Source organism: Streptomyces sp. NBC_01237, assembly GCF_035917275.1.
In the GTDB taxonomy this organism is placed as follows: domain Bacteria; phylum Actinomycetota; class Actinomycetes; order Streptomycetales; family Streptomycetaceae; genus Streptomyces.
In genome coordinates, this window is sequence record NZ_CP108508.1 from 2,164,433 (window position 1) to 2,182,091 (window position 17,659).

The following is a 17,659-nucleotide window of genomic DNA, read 5'->3' on the forward strand; positions in this document are numbered from 1 at the left end:
CACCTGCCGCGTTCGCTATCTTGAGCGCCGCCGTCCCCACCGGCTCGTTCGTCTCAGCCAGCAGTGAAGGAGCCGGTCATGGAGGCCGCCGCCACCACGTGTTACCGCCATCCGTCGTACGAGACGTATGTGCGCTGCACCCGTTGCGACCGCTACATCTGCCCGGACTGCATGCGGGAGGCTTCGGTCGGCCATCACTGCGTGGAGTGTGTGAAGGAGGGACAGCGTTCCGTCCGGCGGGCCCGTACGGTCTTCGGCGGTGCCCTCTCCACGGCGGCGAAGCCCGTCGTGACCTGTGTGCTGATGGCGCTGAACGTCCTCGCCTACATCGCGGAGGTGGCCAGGCCCGCGCTCGTGGACCGGTTCGGCGTGCTCGGTGCCGTGCTGGAGGACCCGCAGGGCGCTCAGTACTACTACAAGGGCGAGACGTTCCCCGGGTACGAGCTGATCGGCATCGCGGACGGCGAGTGGTACCGGCTGCTGACCGGTGCCTTCCTGCATCTGCCACCGGACTCCTCGTTCGGTGTGATGCACCTGGTCTTCAACATGCTCGCGCTGTGGAACCTGGGCCGGGTCATCGAGGGCCAGCTGGGCCGGGCGCGCTATCTGGCGCTGTATCTGCTGTCCGCGCTGGGCGGTTCGGTGCTCGTCTATCTGGTCTCCCCCGACACCATGACGGTGGGCGCGTCCGGGGCGATCTTCGGGCTCGCGGCCTCGTTCTACGTCATCAACAGGCGGCTCGGCCGGGACATGCGGGCGGTCAACCGGTTCATGGCCGGGTTTCTGATCTGGATGGTCGTCTCGGCGCTGTTCACCTCGTGGCAGGGGCACTTGGGCGGGCTGCTGACCGGAGCCCTGGTGACCTACGGGCTCGCGTACGCCCCGGCGAAGCTGCGGACCTCCCCGGTACAGCTCGGTGGCGGGCTCGTCCTGCTGTGTCTGCTGGCCGTGGCCGTGGCGCTGAAGACGGCGGCGCTGACGGGCGGCGGTGCCTGATGGACGGCCGTACGAGCCCGGTGCCGACGGGCCCGGAACCGGTGAGCGGCGGTGTCCGGTGAGCCGCACGACCCCGGCCCGCCCGGTCGACATCACCGCGCTGTTCCCGGAGATCGCCCCCTACGCCCGTACCGCGACGCGGCTGCATCCACGTCCCGGTACGCCGACGGCGGCGTCGAGTTCGGTGGGCGGCCCGCTGCTGTGGCCCGCGGCGGAGCCGTGGCCGGTCTGCCGGGAGCCGCACCCCCGCTCGCACGGGCTCCGGCCCGCCGATGTGCGAAGGCGCCGGGAGATCCTGGCGGCGGCCTGGCTGCGCCCGCGCCCGGCGTCGGGCGGTCTCACCTACGTCGGTGGCGAGGAGGCCGAGCTGGACGCGATGGTGGAGGGGCACCACCCGCCGGGGCCGGCCGACGACGCCCCCGTACCGCTGATGGCGCTCGCCCAGCTCTTCGTGCGCGACGTGCCCGCGCTGGCGGAGTTCGCGCCCGGTGACTCCGATCTGCTCCAGGTGCTGTGGTGCCCCTTCGACGACCACCCGGGCACCGGGTGCGCCCCGGCGCTCCGGCTGATCTGGCGGCGGGCCGCCCAGGTCACCGAGGTCCTCGCCGGGCGGCAGCCGGAGCCGGAGGTGGTGGAGGACGACGGGTACGTCCCCGAACCGTGTGTGCTGCACCCGGAGCAGGTGACCGACTTCCCGTGGCACGAGGATCTGCCGGACGCGCTCGTGGCCCGGATCAGGGCCTGGGAGGAGGGTCCCGCCCAGGAGCTGCCCGGGGCCCCTTCGTACCAGCAGGACCTCTCCCTCGCGCCCGGCTGGAAGGCCGGGGGCTGGGACGGCTGGAGCGTGACCGACCTTCAGCGGCCCCGCTGCGCATGCGGACGGGAACTGCGGCTGATGCTCACCGTCGACTCCAGCGAGTGGGGCGGCGGCGGGTGGTGGCCGCACGAGGACCCGTCGCCCACCGATCCGGAGCTGCCTCCCGTGCCGCTGCTCGGTGAGCCGACGCAGATCACGGTGGGGCGGTACGGCGCCTACCGGGTGTTCGTCTGCCCGGCGGACGCCTCGCATCCGCACGGGGTCGACGTCCAGTAGCCCCGGGACGGCGGCCACCGTCCCGGCGCGCACCGCCGTGGCGGCGTCCGCCCCCGGACGCGCCACGGCGCCCGCATGGTCCGGTCGGGGACTGCGCAGGCGCCGCGTTCAGTTCCGTACGCCGTTGTACGGGACGTTTTTTGGGGGGATTCCCCCGGAGGGGACTCCCGTGTGGGTCAGACCAGCAGTGACCGGTCCGTCGGGCGGATCGGGGCCGGCAGTGCGCTGGTCCCGGTCAGGAAGCGGTCCACGCCTCGTGCCGCGGAGCGGCCCTCGGCGATGGCCCAGACGATGAGCGACTGGCCGCGGCCCGCGTCACCGGCGACATAGACGCCTTCGACGTTGGTCGCGTAGTCGTCGTCGCGGGCGACATTGCCGCGCTCGTCGAGTTCGAGGCCGAACTGCTGGACCAGACCGTTGGCCTGGTCGGTGCCCGTGAAGCCCATGGCGAGAGTGACGAGCTGGGCGGGGATACGCCGCTCCGTGCCGGGCTTCTGCTCCAGCTTACCGTCCTTGAACTCCACCTCGACCAGGTGGAGGGCCTGGACGTCGCCGACCGTCTGTCCCTCCTGGGGCTCGGAGCCCTCGAAGTGGGTGGTGGAGACGGAGTAGACCCGCTCACCGCCCTCCTCGTGCGCGGAGGTGACCTTGTAGAGCATGGGGAACGTCGGCCAGGGCTGGTTGGCGTTACGGTCCTCGCCCGGCTTCGGCATGATCTCCAGCTGGGTGACCGAGGCCGCGCCCTGACGGTGGGCGGTGCCCACGCAGTCGGCGCCGGTGTCGCCGCCGCCGATGACGACGACGTGCTTGCCCTCGGCGGTGATCGGGGAGACCGTCAGGTCGCCCTCCTGCACCTTGTTGGCGAGCGGGAGGTACTCCATGGCGAAGTGCACGCCGTTCAGCTCGCGGCCCGGAACGGGCAGGTCGCGGGAGACGGTGGCACCGGCGGCGATGACGACCGCGTCGTACCGGCGGCGGAGTTTCGCGGCGTCGATGTCCGTGCCGATCTCCACCTCGGTGCGGAACTTGGTGCCCTCCGCGCGCATCTGCTCGATGCGGCGGTTGATGTGTGACTTCTCCATCTTGAACTCGGGGATGCCGTACCGGAGCAGGCCCCCGATGCGGTCCGCGCGCTCATAGACGACGACCGTGTGACCCGCGCGGGTCAGCTGCTGGGCGGCGGCCAGTCCGGCCGGTCCGGAGCCGACGACGGCGACGGTCTTGCCGGAGAGGCGCTCGGGCGGCTGCGGGGTGACGTCGCCGCTGTCCCACGCCTTGTCGATGATGGAGACTTCGACGTTCTTGATGGTGACGGCCGGCTGGTTGATGCCGAGGACACACGCCGACTCGCAGGGCGCCGGGCACAGCCGCCCGGTGAACTCCGGGAAGTTGTTCGTGGCGTGCAGGCGCTCGGACGCGGCGGTCCAGTCCTCGCGGTAGGCGTAGTCGTTCCACTCGGGGATGAGGTTTCCGAGGGGACAGCCGTTGTGGCAGAACGGGATGCCGCAGTCCATGCAGCGGCCGGCCTGCTTGCTGATGATCGGGAGCAGCGAGCCCGGAACGTAGACCTCGTTCCAGTCCTTGACGCGCTCCTGGACGGGGCGGGTCCTGGCGACCTCGCGTCCGGTGGTCAGGAAGCCCTTGGGGTCAGCCATGGGTCGCCGCCTCCATCATCTTCTCGGTGGTCTCCTGCTCGGAGAGACCGGCGAGCTCAGCGGCGTCCTTGGCGGCGAGCACTGCCTTGTAGGTGGACGGGATGATCTTGCTGAAGCGGGAGACACCGCCGTCGGCGCTGTCCCACTCGGCGAGCAGCTTCTCGGCGACCGTGGAGCCGGTCTCCTCCTGGTGGCGGCGCACCACGTCGTGCAGCCACTGCCTGTCGGTGCCGGTCAGCTCCTCGATCGCGCCGAGGTTGCCGATGTTGACGTTGTCCCGGTTCAGATCGATGACGTACGCGACACCGCCCGACATACCGGCGGCGAAGTTGCGCCCGGTCTCGCCGAGGACGACGGCGTGACCGCCGGTCATGTACTCGCAGCCGTGGTCGCCCACGCCTTCGGAGACGACCGTGGCGCCGGAGTTGCGGACGCAGAAGCGCTCACCGGTCCGGCCGCGCAGGAACAGTTCGCCGCCGGTCGCACCGTAGGCGATGGTGTTGCCCGCGATGGTGGAGTACTCGGCGAGGTGGTCGGCGCCGCGGTCCGGGCGGACGACGACGCGGCCGCCGGAGAGGCCCTTGCCGACGTAGTCGTTGGCGTCGCCCTCCAGGCGCAGCGTCACACCGCTCGGCACGAAGGCGCCGAAGGACTGGCCCGCGGAGCCGGTGAAGGTGATGTCGATGGTGTTCTCGGGCAGGCCCGCACCGCCGAACTTCTTGGTGACCTCGTGGCCGAGCATGGTGCCGACGGTCCGGTTGATGTTGCGGATCGCGACCTGGGCCCGGACGGGCTGGGCGCTCTCGGCGGTGTCCGCGCCGAGCGCGTCGGCGGCGAGCTTGATCAGCTCGTTGTCGAGTGCCTTGGCCAGGCCGTGGTCCTGCTCGATGACCCGGTGGCGGACGGCGCCGTCGGGCAGCTCGGGGACGTGGAAGAGCGGGGCCAGGTCCAGGCCCTGGGCCTTCCAGTGGGTGACGGCCCGGTCGGTGTCCAGCAGCTCGGCGTGGCCGACGGCCTCCTCGACGGTCCGGAAGCCGAGCTCGGCGAGGATCTCACGGACCTCTTCGGCGATGAACTCGAAGAAGTTCACGATGTACTCGGCCTTGCCGGAGAAGCGGTCGCGCAGGACCGGGTTCTGGGTGGCGATGCCGACCGGGCAGGTGTCGAGGTGGCAGACGCGCATCATGACGCAGCCGGAGACGACGAGCGGCGCGGTCGCGAAACCGAACTCCTCGGCGCCCAGCAGTGCGGCGATGACGACGTCGCGGCCGGTCTTGAGCTGGCCGTCGGTCTGGACGACGATGCGGTCGCGCAGTCCGTTGAGCAGCAGGGTCTGCTGGGTCTCGGCGAGGCCCAGCTCCCAGGGGCCGCCCGCGTGCTTGAGGCTCGTCAGCGGGGAGGCGCCGGTTCCGCCGTCGTGGCCGGAGATGAGGACGACGTCCGCGTGTGCCTTGGAGACACCCGCGGCGACCGTGCCGACGCCGACCTCGGAGACCAGCTTCACATGGATGCGGGCCGCCGGGTTGGCGTTCTTGAGGTCGTGGATCAGCTGGGCCAGGTCCTCGATGGAGTAGATGTCGTGGTGCGGCGGCGGGGAGATCAGGCCGACGCCCGGGGTGGAGTGCCGGGTCTTGGCGACCCACGGGTAGACCTTGTGGCCGGGCAGCTGGCCGCCCTCGCCGGGCTTGGCACCCTGCGCCATCTTGATCTGGATGTCGTCCGCGTTGACCAGGTATTCGCTGGTCACACCGAAGCGGCCGGAGGCGACCTGCTTGATGGACGAGCGGCGCGCCGGGTCGTAGAGACGGTCGGCGTCCTCGCCGCCCTCACCGGTGTTGGACTTGCCGCCCAGCTGGTTCATGGCGATGGCGAGGGTCTCGTGCGCCTCGCGGGAGATCGAGCCGTAGGACATGGCGCCGGTGGAGAAGCGCTTGACGATGTCGGCGACGGACTCGACCTCGTCGATGGCGACGGGCTCGCGGTCCGAGGTGAAGCCGAACAGGCCGCGGAGCGTCATGAGGCGCTCGGACTGCTCGTTCACCCGGCCCGTGTACTTCTTGAAGATGTCGTAGCGCCGGTTGCGGGTGGCGTGCTGGAGGCGGAAGACCGTCTCCGGGTCGAACAGGTGTGGTTCGCCCTCGCGGCGCCACTGGTACTCGCCGCCGATCTCCAGGGCGCGGTGCGAGGCCGCGATGCCGGAGGCGGGGTACGCCTTGGTGTGCCGGGCGGCGACCTCCTTGGCGATGACGTCGAGTCCGGCGCCGCCGATCTTGGTGGCGGTGCCGTTGAAGTACGTCGCGACGAAGGACTCGTCCAGGCCGACGGCCTCGAAGACCTGGGCGCCGCGGTAGGAGGCGACGGTGGAGATGCCCATCTTGGACATGACCTTCAGGACGCCCTTGCCGAGCGCGTAGATCAGGTTGCGGATGGCCTGTTCGGCCTCGATGCCGTCGATGAACGTGCCGGCGCGGACCAGGTCCTCGACGGACTCCATCGCCAGGTACGGGTTGACCGCGGCGGCGCCGTAGCCGATCAGCAGCGCGACGTGGTGGACCTCGCGGACGTCTCCGGCCTCGACCAGCAGACCCACCTGGGTGCGCTGCTTGGTACGGATGAGGTGGTGGTGGACGGCCGAGGTGAGCAGCAGCGAGGGGATCGGCGCGTGCTCGGCGTCGGAGTGCCGGTCGGACAGGACGACCAAGCGGGCGCCGTCCTCTATGGCGGCGTCGACCTCCGTGCAGATCTCCTCGATCCGGGCGGCCAGCGCGTCGCCGCCGCCGCCGACCCGGTAGAGGCCGGAGAGCGTGGCTGCCTTCATGCCCGGCATGTCGCCGTCGGCGTTGATGTGGACGAGCTTGGCCAGCTCGTCGTTGTCGATCACCGGGAAGGGCAGCGTGACGCTGCGGCAGGTCGCGGCGGTCGGCTCCAGGATGTTGCCCTGGGGGCCGAGGGAGGAGAGCAGCGAGGTGACGAGCTCCTCGCGGATGGCGTCCAGCGGCGGGTTGGTGACCTGGGCGAAGAGCTGGGTGAAGTAGTCGAAGAGCAGCCGGGGGCGCTCGGAGAGCGCGGCGATCGGCGAGTCCGTGCCCATGGAGCCCAGGGGCTCGCCCGCGGTGCGGGCCATCGGCGCGAGGATGACGCGGAGCTCTTCCTCGGTGTAGCCGAAGGTCTGCTGGCGGCGGGTGACCGAGGCGTGGGTGTGGACGATGTGCTCGCGCTCGGGGAGGTCGCCGAGCTCGATCTCGCCGGTCTCCAGCCACTCCTGGTAGGGCTGCTCGGCGGCGAGGGACGCCTTGATCTCGTCGTCCTCGATGATGCGGCCCTCGGCCGTGTCGACGAGGAACATCTTGCCGGGCTGGAGGCGGCCCTTGCGGACGACCTTGGCGGGGTCGATGTCCAGGACGCCGACCTCGGAGGAGAGGACGACGAGGCCGTCGTCGGTGACCCAGTAGCGGCCGGGGCGCAGACCGTTGCGGTCCAGGACCGCGCCGACCTGGGTGCCGTCGGTGAAGGTGACGCAGGCCGGGCCGTCCCAGGGCTCCATCATCGTGGCGTGGTACTGGTAGAACGCGCGCCGGGCGGGGTCCATGGAGTCATGGTTCTCCCATGCCTCGGGGACCATCATCAGCACCGAGTGCGGCAGCGAACGGCCGCCGAGGTGGAGCAGCTCCAGGACCTCGTCGAAGGAGGCCGAGTCGGAGGCGTCCGGGGTGCAGACGGGGAAGATCCGGTCGAGCTGCGCGGGGCCGAAGAGGCTGGAGGCGAGCTGGGACTCGCGGGCCTTCATCCAGTTGCGGTTGCCCTTGACCGTGTTGATCTCGCCGTTGTGGGCGACGAAGCGGTACGGGTGGGCGAGCGGCCAGCTGGGGAAGGTGTTGGTGGAGAAGCGGGAGTGGACCAGTGCGACCGTGGTGGCGAAGCGGCGGTCGGAGAGGTCCGGGAAGAACGGCTCCAGCTGCCCGGTGGTGAGCATGCCCTTGTAGACGATCGTGCGGGCGGAGAGCGAGGGGAAGTACACCCCGGCCTCACGCTCGGCACGCTTGCGCAGGGCGAACGCCTTGCGGTCCAGGACGATGCCGGTCGCCGTGCCGTCGCTGTCCGCGACGAAGATCTGGCGGAACTCGGGCATGGTGGCGCGGGCGCCGTTGCCGAGGAGGTCGGGGGCGACCGGGACCTGACGCCAGCCGAGGACCGTCAGGCCCTCCTCGCCGGCGATCTTCTCGATCTCGTCGACGGCCTCGGTGGAGTCGTCCGCGGGGAGGAAGGCGATGCCGACGGCGTAGGCGCCGGCATCGGGGAGGCCGAAGGCGGCCTCTTCGCGGAGGAAGGCGTCCGGGACCTGGAGCAGAATGCCGGCGCCGTCGCCCGAGTCGGGCTCGGATCCGGTGGCACCGCGGTGTTCGAGGTTGCGCAGAACGGTCAGCGCCTGCTCGACCAGCTCATGGCTGGCCACACCGGTCAGAGTGGCCACGAACCCGACGCCACAGGCGTCGTGCTCGTTACGGGGGTCGTACATCCCCTGCTGGGCGGGGCGACCGTCCATGGGCGACCAGGCGTGAGTACGCATCGGCTCTCCCGTCGTCGTCGTGGCATATGCAAGTGCCGAGGGACGACGTTGGCCCTCTGCGAAATTTCGTGCAGGTTACATGATGGGGCGCTTCTCAAGAAGCGGATAATTCGTTCCAACATACGGACACTGTGGTGACAGTGAGGTGGGGTCGCAGTCGGAGGATCGGCGCCCGGGGATCCGCAGAGAGCAGGCGTCGTTGCCTGCGGTGTCTACGGCTCATGCCCGGCGGCAACGGAAACGAAACCGCCGAGTAATGGCTACTTATGTGTAGCCGTGCATAGAGTCTCATTTTACGTCCGCCGGACCCGATCCGCCCAGTGGCGGACGCCAAGACGTACGTCACACGGGTCGCGGGCCCGTTTCCGGCCCGGTCCGGACGGCCCGGCGGACGGTAGCCGGGGCAACGGCCGAGACCTCCGGCGGCGTGGGCCTCAGCCTCCGGCGGCGTGGGGCCTCAGCCGCCGACGGCCACACCGAACAGCGTGCCGAGACCGTAGGTGACCGCGGCCGCGGCCCCGCCCAGCGCGAGCTGGCGCAGCCCGCTGAACCACCAGCTGCGGGCCGTCACCCTGGCCACCACCGCGCCGCAGGCGAAGAGACCGATCAGGGCGAGCAGCACGGCGGGCCACATCGCGCTCGCGCCGAGCAGGTACGGCAGGACGGGCAGCAGGGCGCCCAGCGCGAAGGCGCCGAACGAGGAGACGGCGGCCACGAGCGGCGAGGGCAGGTCACCCGGGTCGATGCCGAGCTCCTCGCGGGCATGGATCTCCAGCGCCTGCTCGGGGTCGCGGGACAGCTGGCGGGCGACCTCGGCGGCCAGCGCGGGATCGACGCCGCGGGACTCGTAGAGCGCGGCGAGCTCCGCCATCTCGTCCAGCGGGTGCTTACGCAACTCCCGCCGCTCGACGTCGAGTTCGGCCTCGACGAGCTCACGCTGCGAGGCGACGGAGGTGTATTCACCGGCCGCCATGGAGAACGCGCCCGCGGTCAGACCCGCCAGACCGGTGATCACGAGGGTCTGGTGGGAGACGGCGCCGCCCGCGACTCCGGTCATCAGCGCGAGGTTGGAGACCAGGCCGTCCATGGCACCGAAGACGGCGGGGCGCAGCCAGCCGCCGTTGACGTCGCGGTGGGTGTGATTGTCCCGGTGCGCCTCGTGCAGTACGGCTTCGTTCTCGATGATGGCCACAGTTCTCCCCTTCTCCGGAAGCGGGCTTCCTGCGTTCCGCCCCCGCTCAACACCATCGAAAGTACGCACGAAAAAGGCCGCCCGCCAGCAAGGCAGGCCGTACTTACCAGGCCCCTGACCAGGGAAGGAAGGCCAGGCTCACCTCCCCTGGCCCGTCATCCGACTGGCCCTTTTATTGCGATTGTCAGCCTTTCCGCTCGCTCCGCGTGGGACAGATCGGACAGGGACGGGAACCGGAACTCCCGGCACGAACGAAGGGCGACGCGATGGAATCGATCGCAGGCAATGACCGGGCCCGGGGTGCGCTGCTGGGGCTCGCCGTCGGGGACGCGCTCGGCGCACCCGCGGAGAATCTGCGGCCGTCGGAGATCCGCCGCCGCTGGGGGCGGATCGAAGGCTTCGTGAGCGAGGACCCCGCGGGGACGGACGACACGGAGTACACGATCTTCTCAGGGCTGCTGCTGGCCCGGCACGGCGCGGCGCTCACCGTCTCCCATGTGGAACGTGCCTGGCACCACTGGATCGCCGACCTCGACGAGGGCCCCTTCCGCGGCGCCGGGTTCAGCGAGCGCGGCACGCTGGAGAACCTCCGCCGGGGGCTGGCGGCCCCGATCTCCGCGCAGCACCGGCACGCCTGGAGCGACGGCCTCGCGATGCGGGCGGCCCCGTTCGGGGTCTTCGCGGCGGGCAGCCCGGCCGAGGCGGCGCGGCTGGTCGCGATCGACGGCCGGGTCAGCCATGACGGCGAGGGCATCTACGGCGGCCAGGCGGTGGCGGCGGGGGTGGCCGCGGCGATGGTGGGGGCGGGGCTCGCCTCCGTGATCGCCGCCGCGCTGTCGGTCGTGCCGATGGACTCCTGGACGGCCCGTTCGCTGCGGCGCGCGGTGGCCGCCGCGCAGCGCCCCTATCCGGACCGTCTCACCATGGAACGCGCGGTGCGTTCCTCCGTCGTGATCGGCGGATACCCGTGGACGGACCTCGCACCGGAGGCGGTGGGCCTGGCGTTCGGCGCGTTCACGGCGGCGCGCGGCGACTTCCGTACAGCGGTGCTGACGGCCGTCAACATGGGCCGCGACGCGGATACGACAGCGGCGGTGGCGGGTGCGCTGGCGGGGGCGCTGAAGGGGGAGTGCGCGATTCCGCCCGACTGGGCGTCGGCGATCGGACCGGTCCGGGGCAGCTGTCTGCCGTCGATGCGGGGCTATCACGTCCTGGACATCGCGGAGCTGCTGACCCCGGAGGAACCGGAGCAGCCGGAACAGCGGGACGGCGCGGAGGAGCGGGGCGGGGGGCGCGGGCCCGGGGTCGCCAGGGAGACGGTGCGTCACATGGCGTACGTGGCGGCGTCCTTCGAGCCGGTACGGGAGGAGGGCCGATGACCGCCTCACGCCCGGCCGTCCACCACACCGGCACAGCCCCGCGCCCCGGCCGGGACCACCCCGCCGCGGACGTACGGACCGCCCCGGACCTTGACCGGAACCTGGCGGCCCGCGACTCCGGCCGGCCGGCCGCCGGCCCGCCCGCCCCCGCCGTCCGCCGGGACCGGATCGAGGGGCTGCTGCTCGGGCTGGCGGCCGGGGACGCCGCGGGGTGGCCCGCCGCCCGGCACCGGGCGGCCCGGATGCCCGAGTGGACGCGGCGGCTCACCCGGGAGCTGGACACCTTCGCCGAACTGAACGCCACCACGACGCTCCCGGTCCCGATCGCCCTCAACCAGCCGCCCGAGCCACTCCGGCTCGGTCCGTCCGACGATGCCGAGTGGGCCGCGTTCGCCGCCCGTACGGTGCTGGCCGGCGCGGCCGACCGGGCCGACCGCCTCTCCCCAGGCCGCCGGATGCGCGACGCGGTGGACCGGTCCTGGAACGCGCTGGCCGCGAAGGTCGCCGCGGCCGGCGCCCGAGCGCCCGAGGTCGAGGCCGCCGTGCTCCCCCTGCGGGCCCGGATCTCGGTACGGGCCGGGCTCGGCAATCTCGCCGCCGGTCTCCGCCCGCCCGCCACCGGTCACGACAATCCGCACTACTTCGACGACGCCGCCTGCGTACGGGCCGCCGTGCTCGCCGTCGTCCACCCCGGTGACCCGGCCGCCGCCGCCGAACTCGCCGAATTCGATGCCCGGTACACACAGGACGGCGACGGGGTGCACGGCGCCCGCGCCATCGCCGCCGCCGTCGCCGAGGCGCTGGCCGGAGCGGATGTCGAGACGGTGGTGAACGCCGCACTCGCCCAGCTCCCCGAGGGCACCGAGATCGCCCGCAACGCCGAGCACGCCGTGCGGCTCGCCCGCGCCTTCGCGGCCGACCCGCACGGGGCCTTCGCCCTGATCCCGGTGCTGGAGCACCAGATCGTCGACCACGTCTACAGCTATGGAATCGCGGCGGCCGAGACCGTGCCGGTCGCCCTCGCGCTGACCACGGCGGCCCGCGGCGAGATCGCCCAGGCCGTCCCGGCGGCGGCCTGTCTGTCGCGGGTCGCGGACTCCGCGCCCGCCCTCGCCGGGGCGCTGACCGGGGCGTTCGGCGGCATCGGCACCGTACCGGCGGGCTGGCGCGATGCCTGCCGCACCCTGGCCGGGTGTGCGCTGCCCCGCCTCGCGGGCACGGATCTCATCGAACTCGCCGGGCTGCTGGCAGACACGGAACCGGCCCCCACGGGTGGACAATTCCGGCATGACGCCCACAACGACCGCTCTCCGGACCTCACCGCCCACGCTCGCACTCGATGACCGTGTCACCGGCGCGCTCGTCGGCGCCGCCGTGGGCGACGCGCTCGGCGGCCCCGTCGAAGGCTGGACCCCCGAACAGATCACCGAGCGGCACGGCGGCCGGGTGCGCGGCATCGTCGGCCCCTGGCACGGCGAACAGTGGCGCACCGCCCGCCCCATCGCCCCGTACCACAAGGGCGACGGGCACGTCACCGACGACACCCTGATGACACATGCGCTGGTACGGGTCTACGGCACGGTCCGCGACCACCTCGACGCGTACGACATCGCCGACCATCTCGTACCGGACCTGATCTCCCGCCCTCGCTGGATCCCGGAGCTGGAGGCCGAGGCGCTGCCCGTCCAGCGGATCTTCCTGGCCGAGAAGTGGATCGTCGCGCGGCTGCACTACGGCCATGTCGACCCGCGCGAGGCGGGCAGCGGAAACATCGTCAACTGCGGTGCGGCGATGTACATGGCGCCGGTCGGCCTGGTCAACGCCGCCCATCCCGAGGCCGCGTACACCGAGGCGCTGGAGGTGGCGGGGGCCCATCAGTCCTCGTACGGGCGGGAGGCCGCCGCGGTCTTCGCCGCCGCCGTCGCCGCCGCCTGCTCGCCGGGCGCCACCCCCGCGTCCGTCGTCGGGACCGCTCTGGCACTGGCCAAGGACGGGACCCGGTCCGCGATCGAGGCGGTCTGCGAAGCGGCCGTGGAGCACAGCGACTTCGAGTCGGCGCTGGCTCCGCTGCGCGCCGCCGTCGCCCCCTTCGACACGGTCGGCCCGGACTACCGCGCCCCCTCGCTCGGCGCCCGCCGCCCCTCCCGGCTGCACTCCATCGAAGAACTGCCGATCGCGCTCGGCATGCTGCTCGTCGGCGACGGCGACTACCGCCGCACCGTCCTCGGCTCCGTCAACTACGGCCGCGACTGCGACTCGATCGCCACCATGAGCGGTGCCGTCGCGGGCGCGCTGCACGGCGCGTCGGCGATCCCCGCCGACTGGGCGGCGACGGTCGCCGGGGCCAGCCGCCTCGATCTGCACACCCCGGGGCTGGAGCTGGCGGCGGTGGCCCGCGAGATCTTCGTACGGGACACGGCCCGCCGCCGGGCGCACGAGTCGGCCTTCGCCGCGCTGGCCGGTGAGCGGTGAACGTCCGGCTGACCTGGGTGCAGCCCGAGGATCTGGTCGGACACGAGCTGCGGCAGGCGGCGCAGGACGGCCGGGACACGCGGGACATCGAGCGGCGCTGGTACGGGGCCGGGGGCACCCCCGCCCCGGACCGCGCCGGGGCGTCCGAACCGCCCGCACCACCCCGGCTGCGCGCGCTGGCCGAGCGGCTCCTGGATGAACTCGCCCTGCGGGAATCCCCGTTGGCGGGCGACGAGCCGACGGACCTGGAGGCGATCCGGGCGGCCTGCCCGCGCTGGCCGGCGCTTCGCACCGACCGGTGCTCCGTCGACCGGGACCGGCTGCACGCCGCCTGGCTCGGCCGGGCCGCGGGCTGCCTGCTCGGCAAGCCCGTCGAGAAGCTGGAGCTGACCGGTATCCGCGAACTGGCCCGCGCGGCCGGCAACTGGCCGCTCACCACCTGGTTCACCGCCAGGGGCGTGCCCGTGGCGCTGCTGGAGCGCCACCCCTGGAACCGGCGCTCCGCACCCACCTCGCTGGCCGAGAACATCGACGGCATGCCCGAGGACGACGACCTCAACCACCCTTTGCTCACGGTGCTGTTGCTCCGCAGTCACGGACGCGCCTTCACCACGGCCGACCTCGCCCGGCACTGGCTCGCCGAACTCCCGGCGGGCCGCGTCTTCACCGCCGAGCGCATCGCGTACCGCAATCTGCTGGACGGCATCGAGCCGCCGGACACGGCCCGCCACCGCAACCCGTTCCGTGAGTGGATCGGCGCACAGATCCGGGCCGACGCGCACGGCTGGACGCATCCGGGCGACCCGGCCGCCGCTGCCGCCCAGGCCCATCGGGACGCGATCCTCACGCACACCGCCAACGGGGTGTACGGGGCGATGTTCACCGCCGCCGCACTCGCCGAGGCGGCCGGTGGGGAGAGCGATGTCCATGGGTGCCTGGCGGCCGGGCTCCGTGTGGTGCCGCCGCGTTCCCGGTTCACGCACGCGGTCCGCCTCGGTATCGCGACGGCCCGCGCGGAATGGGACTTCGACACGGTGGTGGACCGGCTGCACGCGGCGTACGCGGGCGTGTACCACTGGGTCCATGTGCTGCCCAACGCGGCGTTGCTGGCCGCCGCCCTCACCCACGCCGACGGTGACTTCACCCGGTCCATCGGCTGCGCGGTGTCCGGCGGCTGGGACACCGACTCCAACGGGGCCACCGCCGGATCGCTCGCCGGTCTGCTGGCCGGCCGGCCCGCCGCGCTGCCCGACCACTGGACCGCCCCGCTGAAGAACCGTCTCGCCACATCCGTCGCCGGTTTCGACGCGACCGGCTTCGACACCCTCGCCGAACTGACCTACCAGGAGGCAATGCGCCCATGACCGGTATCGCGGTGCTCGGCAGCACCAATATGGATCTCGTCGCCTACGTCGCCAGGGCACCCGAGCGGGGCGAGACCGTCACCGGACGGGAGTTCCGGACGATCCCCGGCGGCAAGGGCGCGAACCAGGCCGTCGCAGCCGCCCGCGCGGGCGGGGACGTGGTGATGATCGGAGCGGTCGGCGCCGATGTGTACGGCGACCTGCTCCGCGCCAACCTGTCCGGCTCCGGGGTGGACACCGAGTTCCTGCACACCGTCGACGGCCCCAGCGGCACCGCGCACATCGTCGTGGACGACGCCGGGTCCAACGCGATCGTGGTGATCCCCGGCGCCAACGGGACCGTCACCGCGCTCGGCCCCGGAGAGATCACCGCGATCGCCTCCGCCGATCTGCTGCTCCTCCAGCTCGAACTCCCGCTGCCGGCCGTGCTGGAGGGAGCCCGCGCCGCCCATGTCCATGGCGTACGGACGATCCTCACCCCCTCGCCCGTACAGCCGCTGCCCGAGGAACTCCTCGACTGTGTCGACCTGTTGATCCCCAACGAGCACGAGGCGGCCGCGCTGAGCGGCAGCGCCGATCCGTACGCCGCCGCCGAGCTGCTGCTCCGCCAGGTCCCGGAGGTCGTCATCACGCTCGGTGCGAAGGGCAGCCTGTACGCGGCCCGGGGCGGCGGGCCGGTCCTCTTCCCCGCCCCCGAGGTCACCGCCGTCGACACGACCGGCGCCGGGGACACCTTCGTCGGCACGCTCGCGGTGGCGCTCGGCGAGGGCCGCCCGGTCCCCGAGGCGCTGGTATGGGCGTCCTCGGCCGCCGCCCTGTGCGTACAGCGGCCCGGGGCCTCCACGTCCATGCCGTACCGAAGCGAGATCGATGCCTCATGAAGCACCCTGCCCAGGGCCCCCTGACCGGGCTGAAGGTCATCGACCTCGCCACGCTCTTCGCCGGACCGCTCGCGGCCACGATGCTCGGTGACTTCGGCGCCGACGTCATCAAGGTCGAGCACCCACGCAGACCCGACCCCTCGCGCGGGCACGGCCCCGCCAAGGACGGCGTGGGCCTGTGGTGGAAGCTGCTCGGCCGCAACAAGCGCAATCTGACGCTCGATCTGTCCTCCCCCGGCGGCCGTGACGTCCTGCTGCGGCTGGCCGCCGGCACCGATGTGATCATCGAGAACTTCCGGCCGGGGACGCTGGAGCGCTGGGGTCTCGGCTGGGAGGAGCTGCGGGCCGTGAACCCGCGTCTCGTACTGGCCCGGGTCACCGGCTTCGGCCAGTTCGGCCCCTACGCGCACCGCCCCGGCTTCGGCACCCTCGCCGAGGCGATGAGCGGTTTCGCCGCGATCACCGGGGAGCCGGACGGGCCGCCGACGCTGCCGCCGTTCGGACTCGCCGACTCGATCGCGGCGCTCGCCACCGCGTACGCGGTGATGGCCGCGCTGGCCGGGCGCGACGCCACCGGCGGGGGCCAGGTGGTCGACATGGCGATCATCGAGCCGATCCTGACGGTGCTGGGCCCGCAGCCCCTCTGGTACGACCAGCTCGGCTACGTCCAGCCGCGCACCGGCAACCGCTCGCGCAACAACGCCCCGCGCAACACCTACCGTACCCGCGACGGCCACTGGGTCGCCGTCTCCACCTCCGCGCAGTCGGTGGCCGAGCGCGTCATGCGGCTGGTCGGCCGGCCGGAACTGATCGACGAGCCATGGTTCACGGCGGGCACCACCCGCGCCGAGCACACCGAGGAGCTGGACGAAGCGGTCGGCACCTGGATCGCCCGGCACACCCGCGAGGAGGCACTGACCGCGTTCGAGAAGGCGGAGGCGGCCATCGCGCCGATCCATGACGTACGGGAGGTGATGGAGGATCCGCAGTACCGGGCACTGGACACCATCACCGAGGTCGACGACCCGGAGCTGGGACCGCTGCGGATGCAGAACGTCCTGTTCCGGCTGTCCGAGACGCCGGGGGCGATCCGCTGGGCGGGCCGCCCGCACGGGGCGGACAGCGAGGAGATCCTCACCGGCCTCGGCCTGTCGGCTCCCGAGATCACGGCACTGCGGGCGCAGGGAGCCCTATGACCCCCCTTTTCGTGCCCCTGACCTGGCTGTACGTTCCCGGGGACCGGCCTGAGGTGGTGCGCAAGGCGCTCGGCTCGGGCGCGGACGTGGTGATCGTCGATCTGGAGGACGCGGTCGCGCCGGACCGCAAGGAGTACGCGCGGGCGGCCACCGCCGAGCTCCTGGCCGACCCGGTCACCACGGCGCCGGGCGCGGTACCGGTCCATGTCCGGGTGCACGGCGAGGACGACGTACGGGCCCTGGCCGGGCTGCCGGGGCTCTCCGGGTTCCGGCTGCCCAAGATCACCCATGCGGTGTCCGTGCACCATGTGGCGGCGGTGGCCCCCGGAGTACCGCTGTACCCCCTGCTCGAATCGGCGCTCGCGATCGAGCACGCCTACTCGATCGCGACGGCCCATCCGGATGTGCGGGGCATCGCACTCGGCGAGGCGGACCTCCGGGCCGATCTGGGGGTACGGGAGGACGCCGGGCTGGACTGGCCGCGCAGCCGGACCGTGGTCGCCGCGAGGGCGGCCGGTCTGCCGCCGCCCGCCCAGTCGGTGTTCCCGGACGTCCGGGACCTGGACGGGCTGTGGACGTCCTGCGGGCGGGGGCGGGCGCTGGGAATGCTCGGCCGGGCGGCGATCCACCCCCGGCAACTGGCGGTGATCGAGCGGGCCTTCAGGCCCACGGCCCAGGAGATCGAGGCGGCCGAGCAGATCGTGGCCGCCTCGTCGGTGGACGCGGGTGCGCTGGCGCTGCCGGACGGGCGGTTCGTGGACGCCGCGGTGGTGGCGTCGGCGCGCAGAACGCTGGCGCTCGGACAGCAGAACGCCGGACCGGCTGGAGTTACCAGCCTGTCCGGCGACTGAGGAGTCCGGGGGC

General features: G+C 72.4%; 12 protein-coding genes. 9 read left to right on the top strand and 3 right to left on the bottom strand.

All coding sequences use genetic code 11. The features are described 5' to 3' along the window. Nucleotides 1-78 precede the first annotated feature (78 nt). Both OG251_RS09650 and OG251_RS09655 read left to right on the top strand, forming a co-directional pair. The gene (locus tag OG251_RS09650; protein ID WP_326676765.1) at nucleotides 79-996 is read left to right on the top strand and encodes a rhomboid family intramembrane serine protease; all 918 of its coding nucleotides are present in this window, start codon (nucleotides 79-81) and stop codon (nucleotides 994-996) included. 58 nt (nucleotides 997-1,054) lie between these two features. Continuing rightward, complete coding sequence (locus OG251_RS09655; protein ID WP_326676766.1) at nucleotides 1,055-2,089, top strand: hypothetical protein; 1,035 nt, start codon at nucleotides 1,055-1,057, stop codon at nucleotides 2,087-2,089. 176 nt (nucleotides 2,090-2,265) lie between these two features. On the opposite strand, the gene OG251_RS09660 is transcribed toward OG251_RS09655, so the two are convergent. The 3 genes from OG251_RS09660 to OG251_RS09670 all read right to left on the bottom strand — a co-directional run bounded on the left by OG251_RS09660 (nucleotide 2,266) and on the right by OG251_RS09670 (nucleotide 9,503). Further along, complete coding sequence (locus OG251_RS09660) at nucleotides 2,266-3,744, bottom strand: glutamate synthase subunit beta (protein WP_326676767.1); 1,479 nt, start codon at nucleotides 3,742-3,744, stop codon at nucleotides 2,266-2,268. Beyond that, nucleotides 3,737-8,311 carry a glutamate synthase large subunit gene (gltB, locus tag OG251_RS09665; protein WP_326676768.1) on the bottom strand — a complete coding sequence of 1,525 codons (4,575 nt, stop codon included), beginning with the start codon at nucleotides 8,309-8,311 and terminating at the stop codon, nucleotides 3,737-3,739. Before gltB ends, OG251_RS09660 begins: the two co-directional genes overlap by 8 nt. 457 nt (nucleotides 8,312-8,768) lie before the next feature. Next, nucleotides 8,769-9,503 carry a VIT1/CCC1 transporter family protein gene (locus OG251_RS09670; protein ID WP_326676769.1) on the bottom strand — a complete coding sequence of 245 codons (735 nt, stop codon included), beginning with the start codon at nucleotides 9,501-9,503 and terminating at the stop codon, nucleotides 8,769-8,771. A gap of 266 nt (nucleotides 9,504-9,769) precedes the next feature. Between OG251_RS09670 and OG251_RS09675 the strand changes: the two genes are divergently transcribed. From OG251_RS09675 to OG251_RS09705, 7 genes are read left to right on the top strand one after another with little or no spacing between them, the layout of a single operon-like run. Continuing rightward, entirely contained in the window at nucleotides 9,770-10,882 is a 1,113-nt protein-coding gene (locus tag OG251_RS09675) for an ADP-ribosylglycohydrolase family protein (protein ID WP_326676770.1), read from the top strand. After that, nucleotides 10,879-12,225, top strand: a complete 1,347-nt coding sequence (locus tag OG251_RS09680) for an ADP-ribosylglycohydrolase family protein (RefSeq protein ID WP_326676771.1) — start codon at nucleotides 10,879-10,881, stop codon at nucleotides 12,223-12,225. The genes OG251_RS09675 and OG251_RS09680 overlap by 4 nt, the downstream gene beginning before the upstream one ends. Continuing rightward, on the top strand, nucleotides 12,170-13,354 hold the full coding sequence (locus OG251_RS09685; RefSeq protein ID WP_326676772.1) for an ADP-ribosylglycohydrolase family protein: 1,185 nt from the start codon (nucleotides 12,170-12,172) through the stop codon (nucleotides 13,352-13,354). The genes OG251_RS09680 and OG251_RS09685 overlap by 56 nt, the downstream gene beginning before the upstream one ends. Beyond that, nucleotides 13,351-14,718, top strand: a complete 1,368-nt coding sequence (locus OG251_RS09690; protein WP_326676773.1) for an ADP-ribosylglycohydrolase family protein — start codon at nucleotides 13,351-13,353, stop codon at nucleotides 14,716-14,718. The genes OG251_RS09685 and OG251_RS09690 overlap by 4 nt, the downstream gene beginning before the upstream one ends. Next, a complete protein-coding gene (gene rbsK / locus OG251_RS09695; RefSeq protein ID WP_326676774.1) occupies nucleotides 14,715-15,599 on the top strand; it encodes a ribokinase in 885 nt (294 codons plus the stop codon). Before OG251_RS09690 ends, rbsK begins: the two co-directional genes overlap by 4 nt. Then, on the top strand, nucleotides 15,596-16,795 hold the full coding sequence (locus OG251_RS09700) for a CaiB/BaiF CoA transferase family protein (RefSeq protein WP_326676775.1): 1,200 nt from the start codon (nucleotides 15,596-15,598) through the stop codon (nucleotides 16,793-16,795). Before rbsK ends, OG251_RS09700 begins: the two co-directional genes overlap by 4 nt. Then, nucleotides 16,792-17,646, top strand: coding sequence for an HpcH/HpaI aldolase/citrate lyase family protein (locus tag OG251_RS09705; protein ID WP_326676776.1), 855 nt, complete (start codon nucleotides 16,792-16,794; stop codon nucleotides 17,644-17,646). Before OG251_RS09700 ends, OG251_RS09705 begins: the two co-directional genes overlap by 4 nt. Nucleotides 17,647-17,659: the final 13 nt, after the last annotated feature.

Coding starts and splice junctions, on each gene's coding strand:
- OG251_RS09650 (WP_326676765.1), top strand. CDS start 79: ATGGAGGCCGCCGCCACCACGTGTTACCGCCATCCGTCGTACGAGACG.
- OG251_RS09660 (WP_326676767.1), bottom strand. CDS start 3,744: ATGGCTGACCCCAAGGGCTTCCTGACCACCGGACGCGAGGTCGCCAGG.
- gltB (WP_326676768.1), bottom strand. CDS start 8,311: ATGCGTACTCACGCCTGGTCGCCCATGGACGGTCGCCCCGCCCAGCAG.
- OG251_RS09675 (WP_326676770.1), top strand. CDS start 9,770: ATGGAATCGATCGCAGGCAATGACCGGGCCCGGGGTGCGCTGCTGGGG.
- OG251_RS09680 (WP_326676771.1), top strand. CDS start 10,879: ATGACCGCCTCACGCCCGGCCGTCCACCACACCGGCACAGCCCCGCGC.
- OG251_RS09685 (WP_326676772.1), top strand. CDS start 12,170: ATGACGCCCACAACGACCGCTCTCCGGACCTCACCGCCCACGCTCGCA.
- rbsK (WP_326676774.1), top strand. CDS start 14,715: ATGACCGGTATCGCGGTGCTCGGCAGCACCAATATGGATCTCGTCGCC.
- OG251_RS09700 (WP_326676775.1), top strand. CDS start 15,596: ATGAAGCACCCTGCCCAGGGCCCCCTGACCGGGCTGAAGGTCATCGAC.
- OG251_RS09705 (WP_326676776.1), top strand. CDS start 16,792: ATGACCCCCCTTTTCGTGCCCCTGACCTGGCTGTACGTTCCCGGGGAC.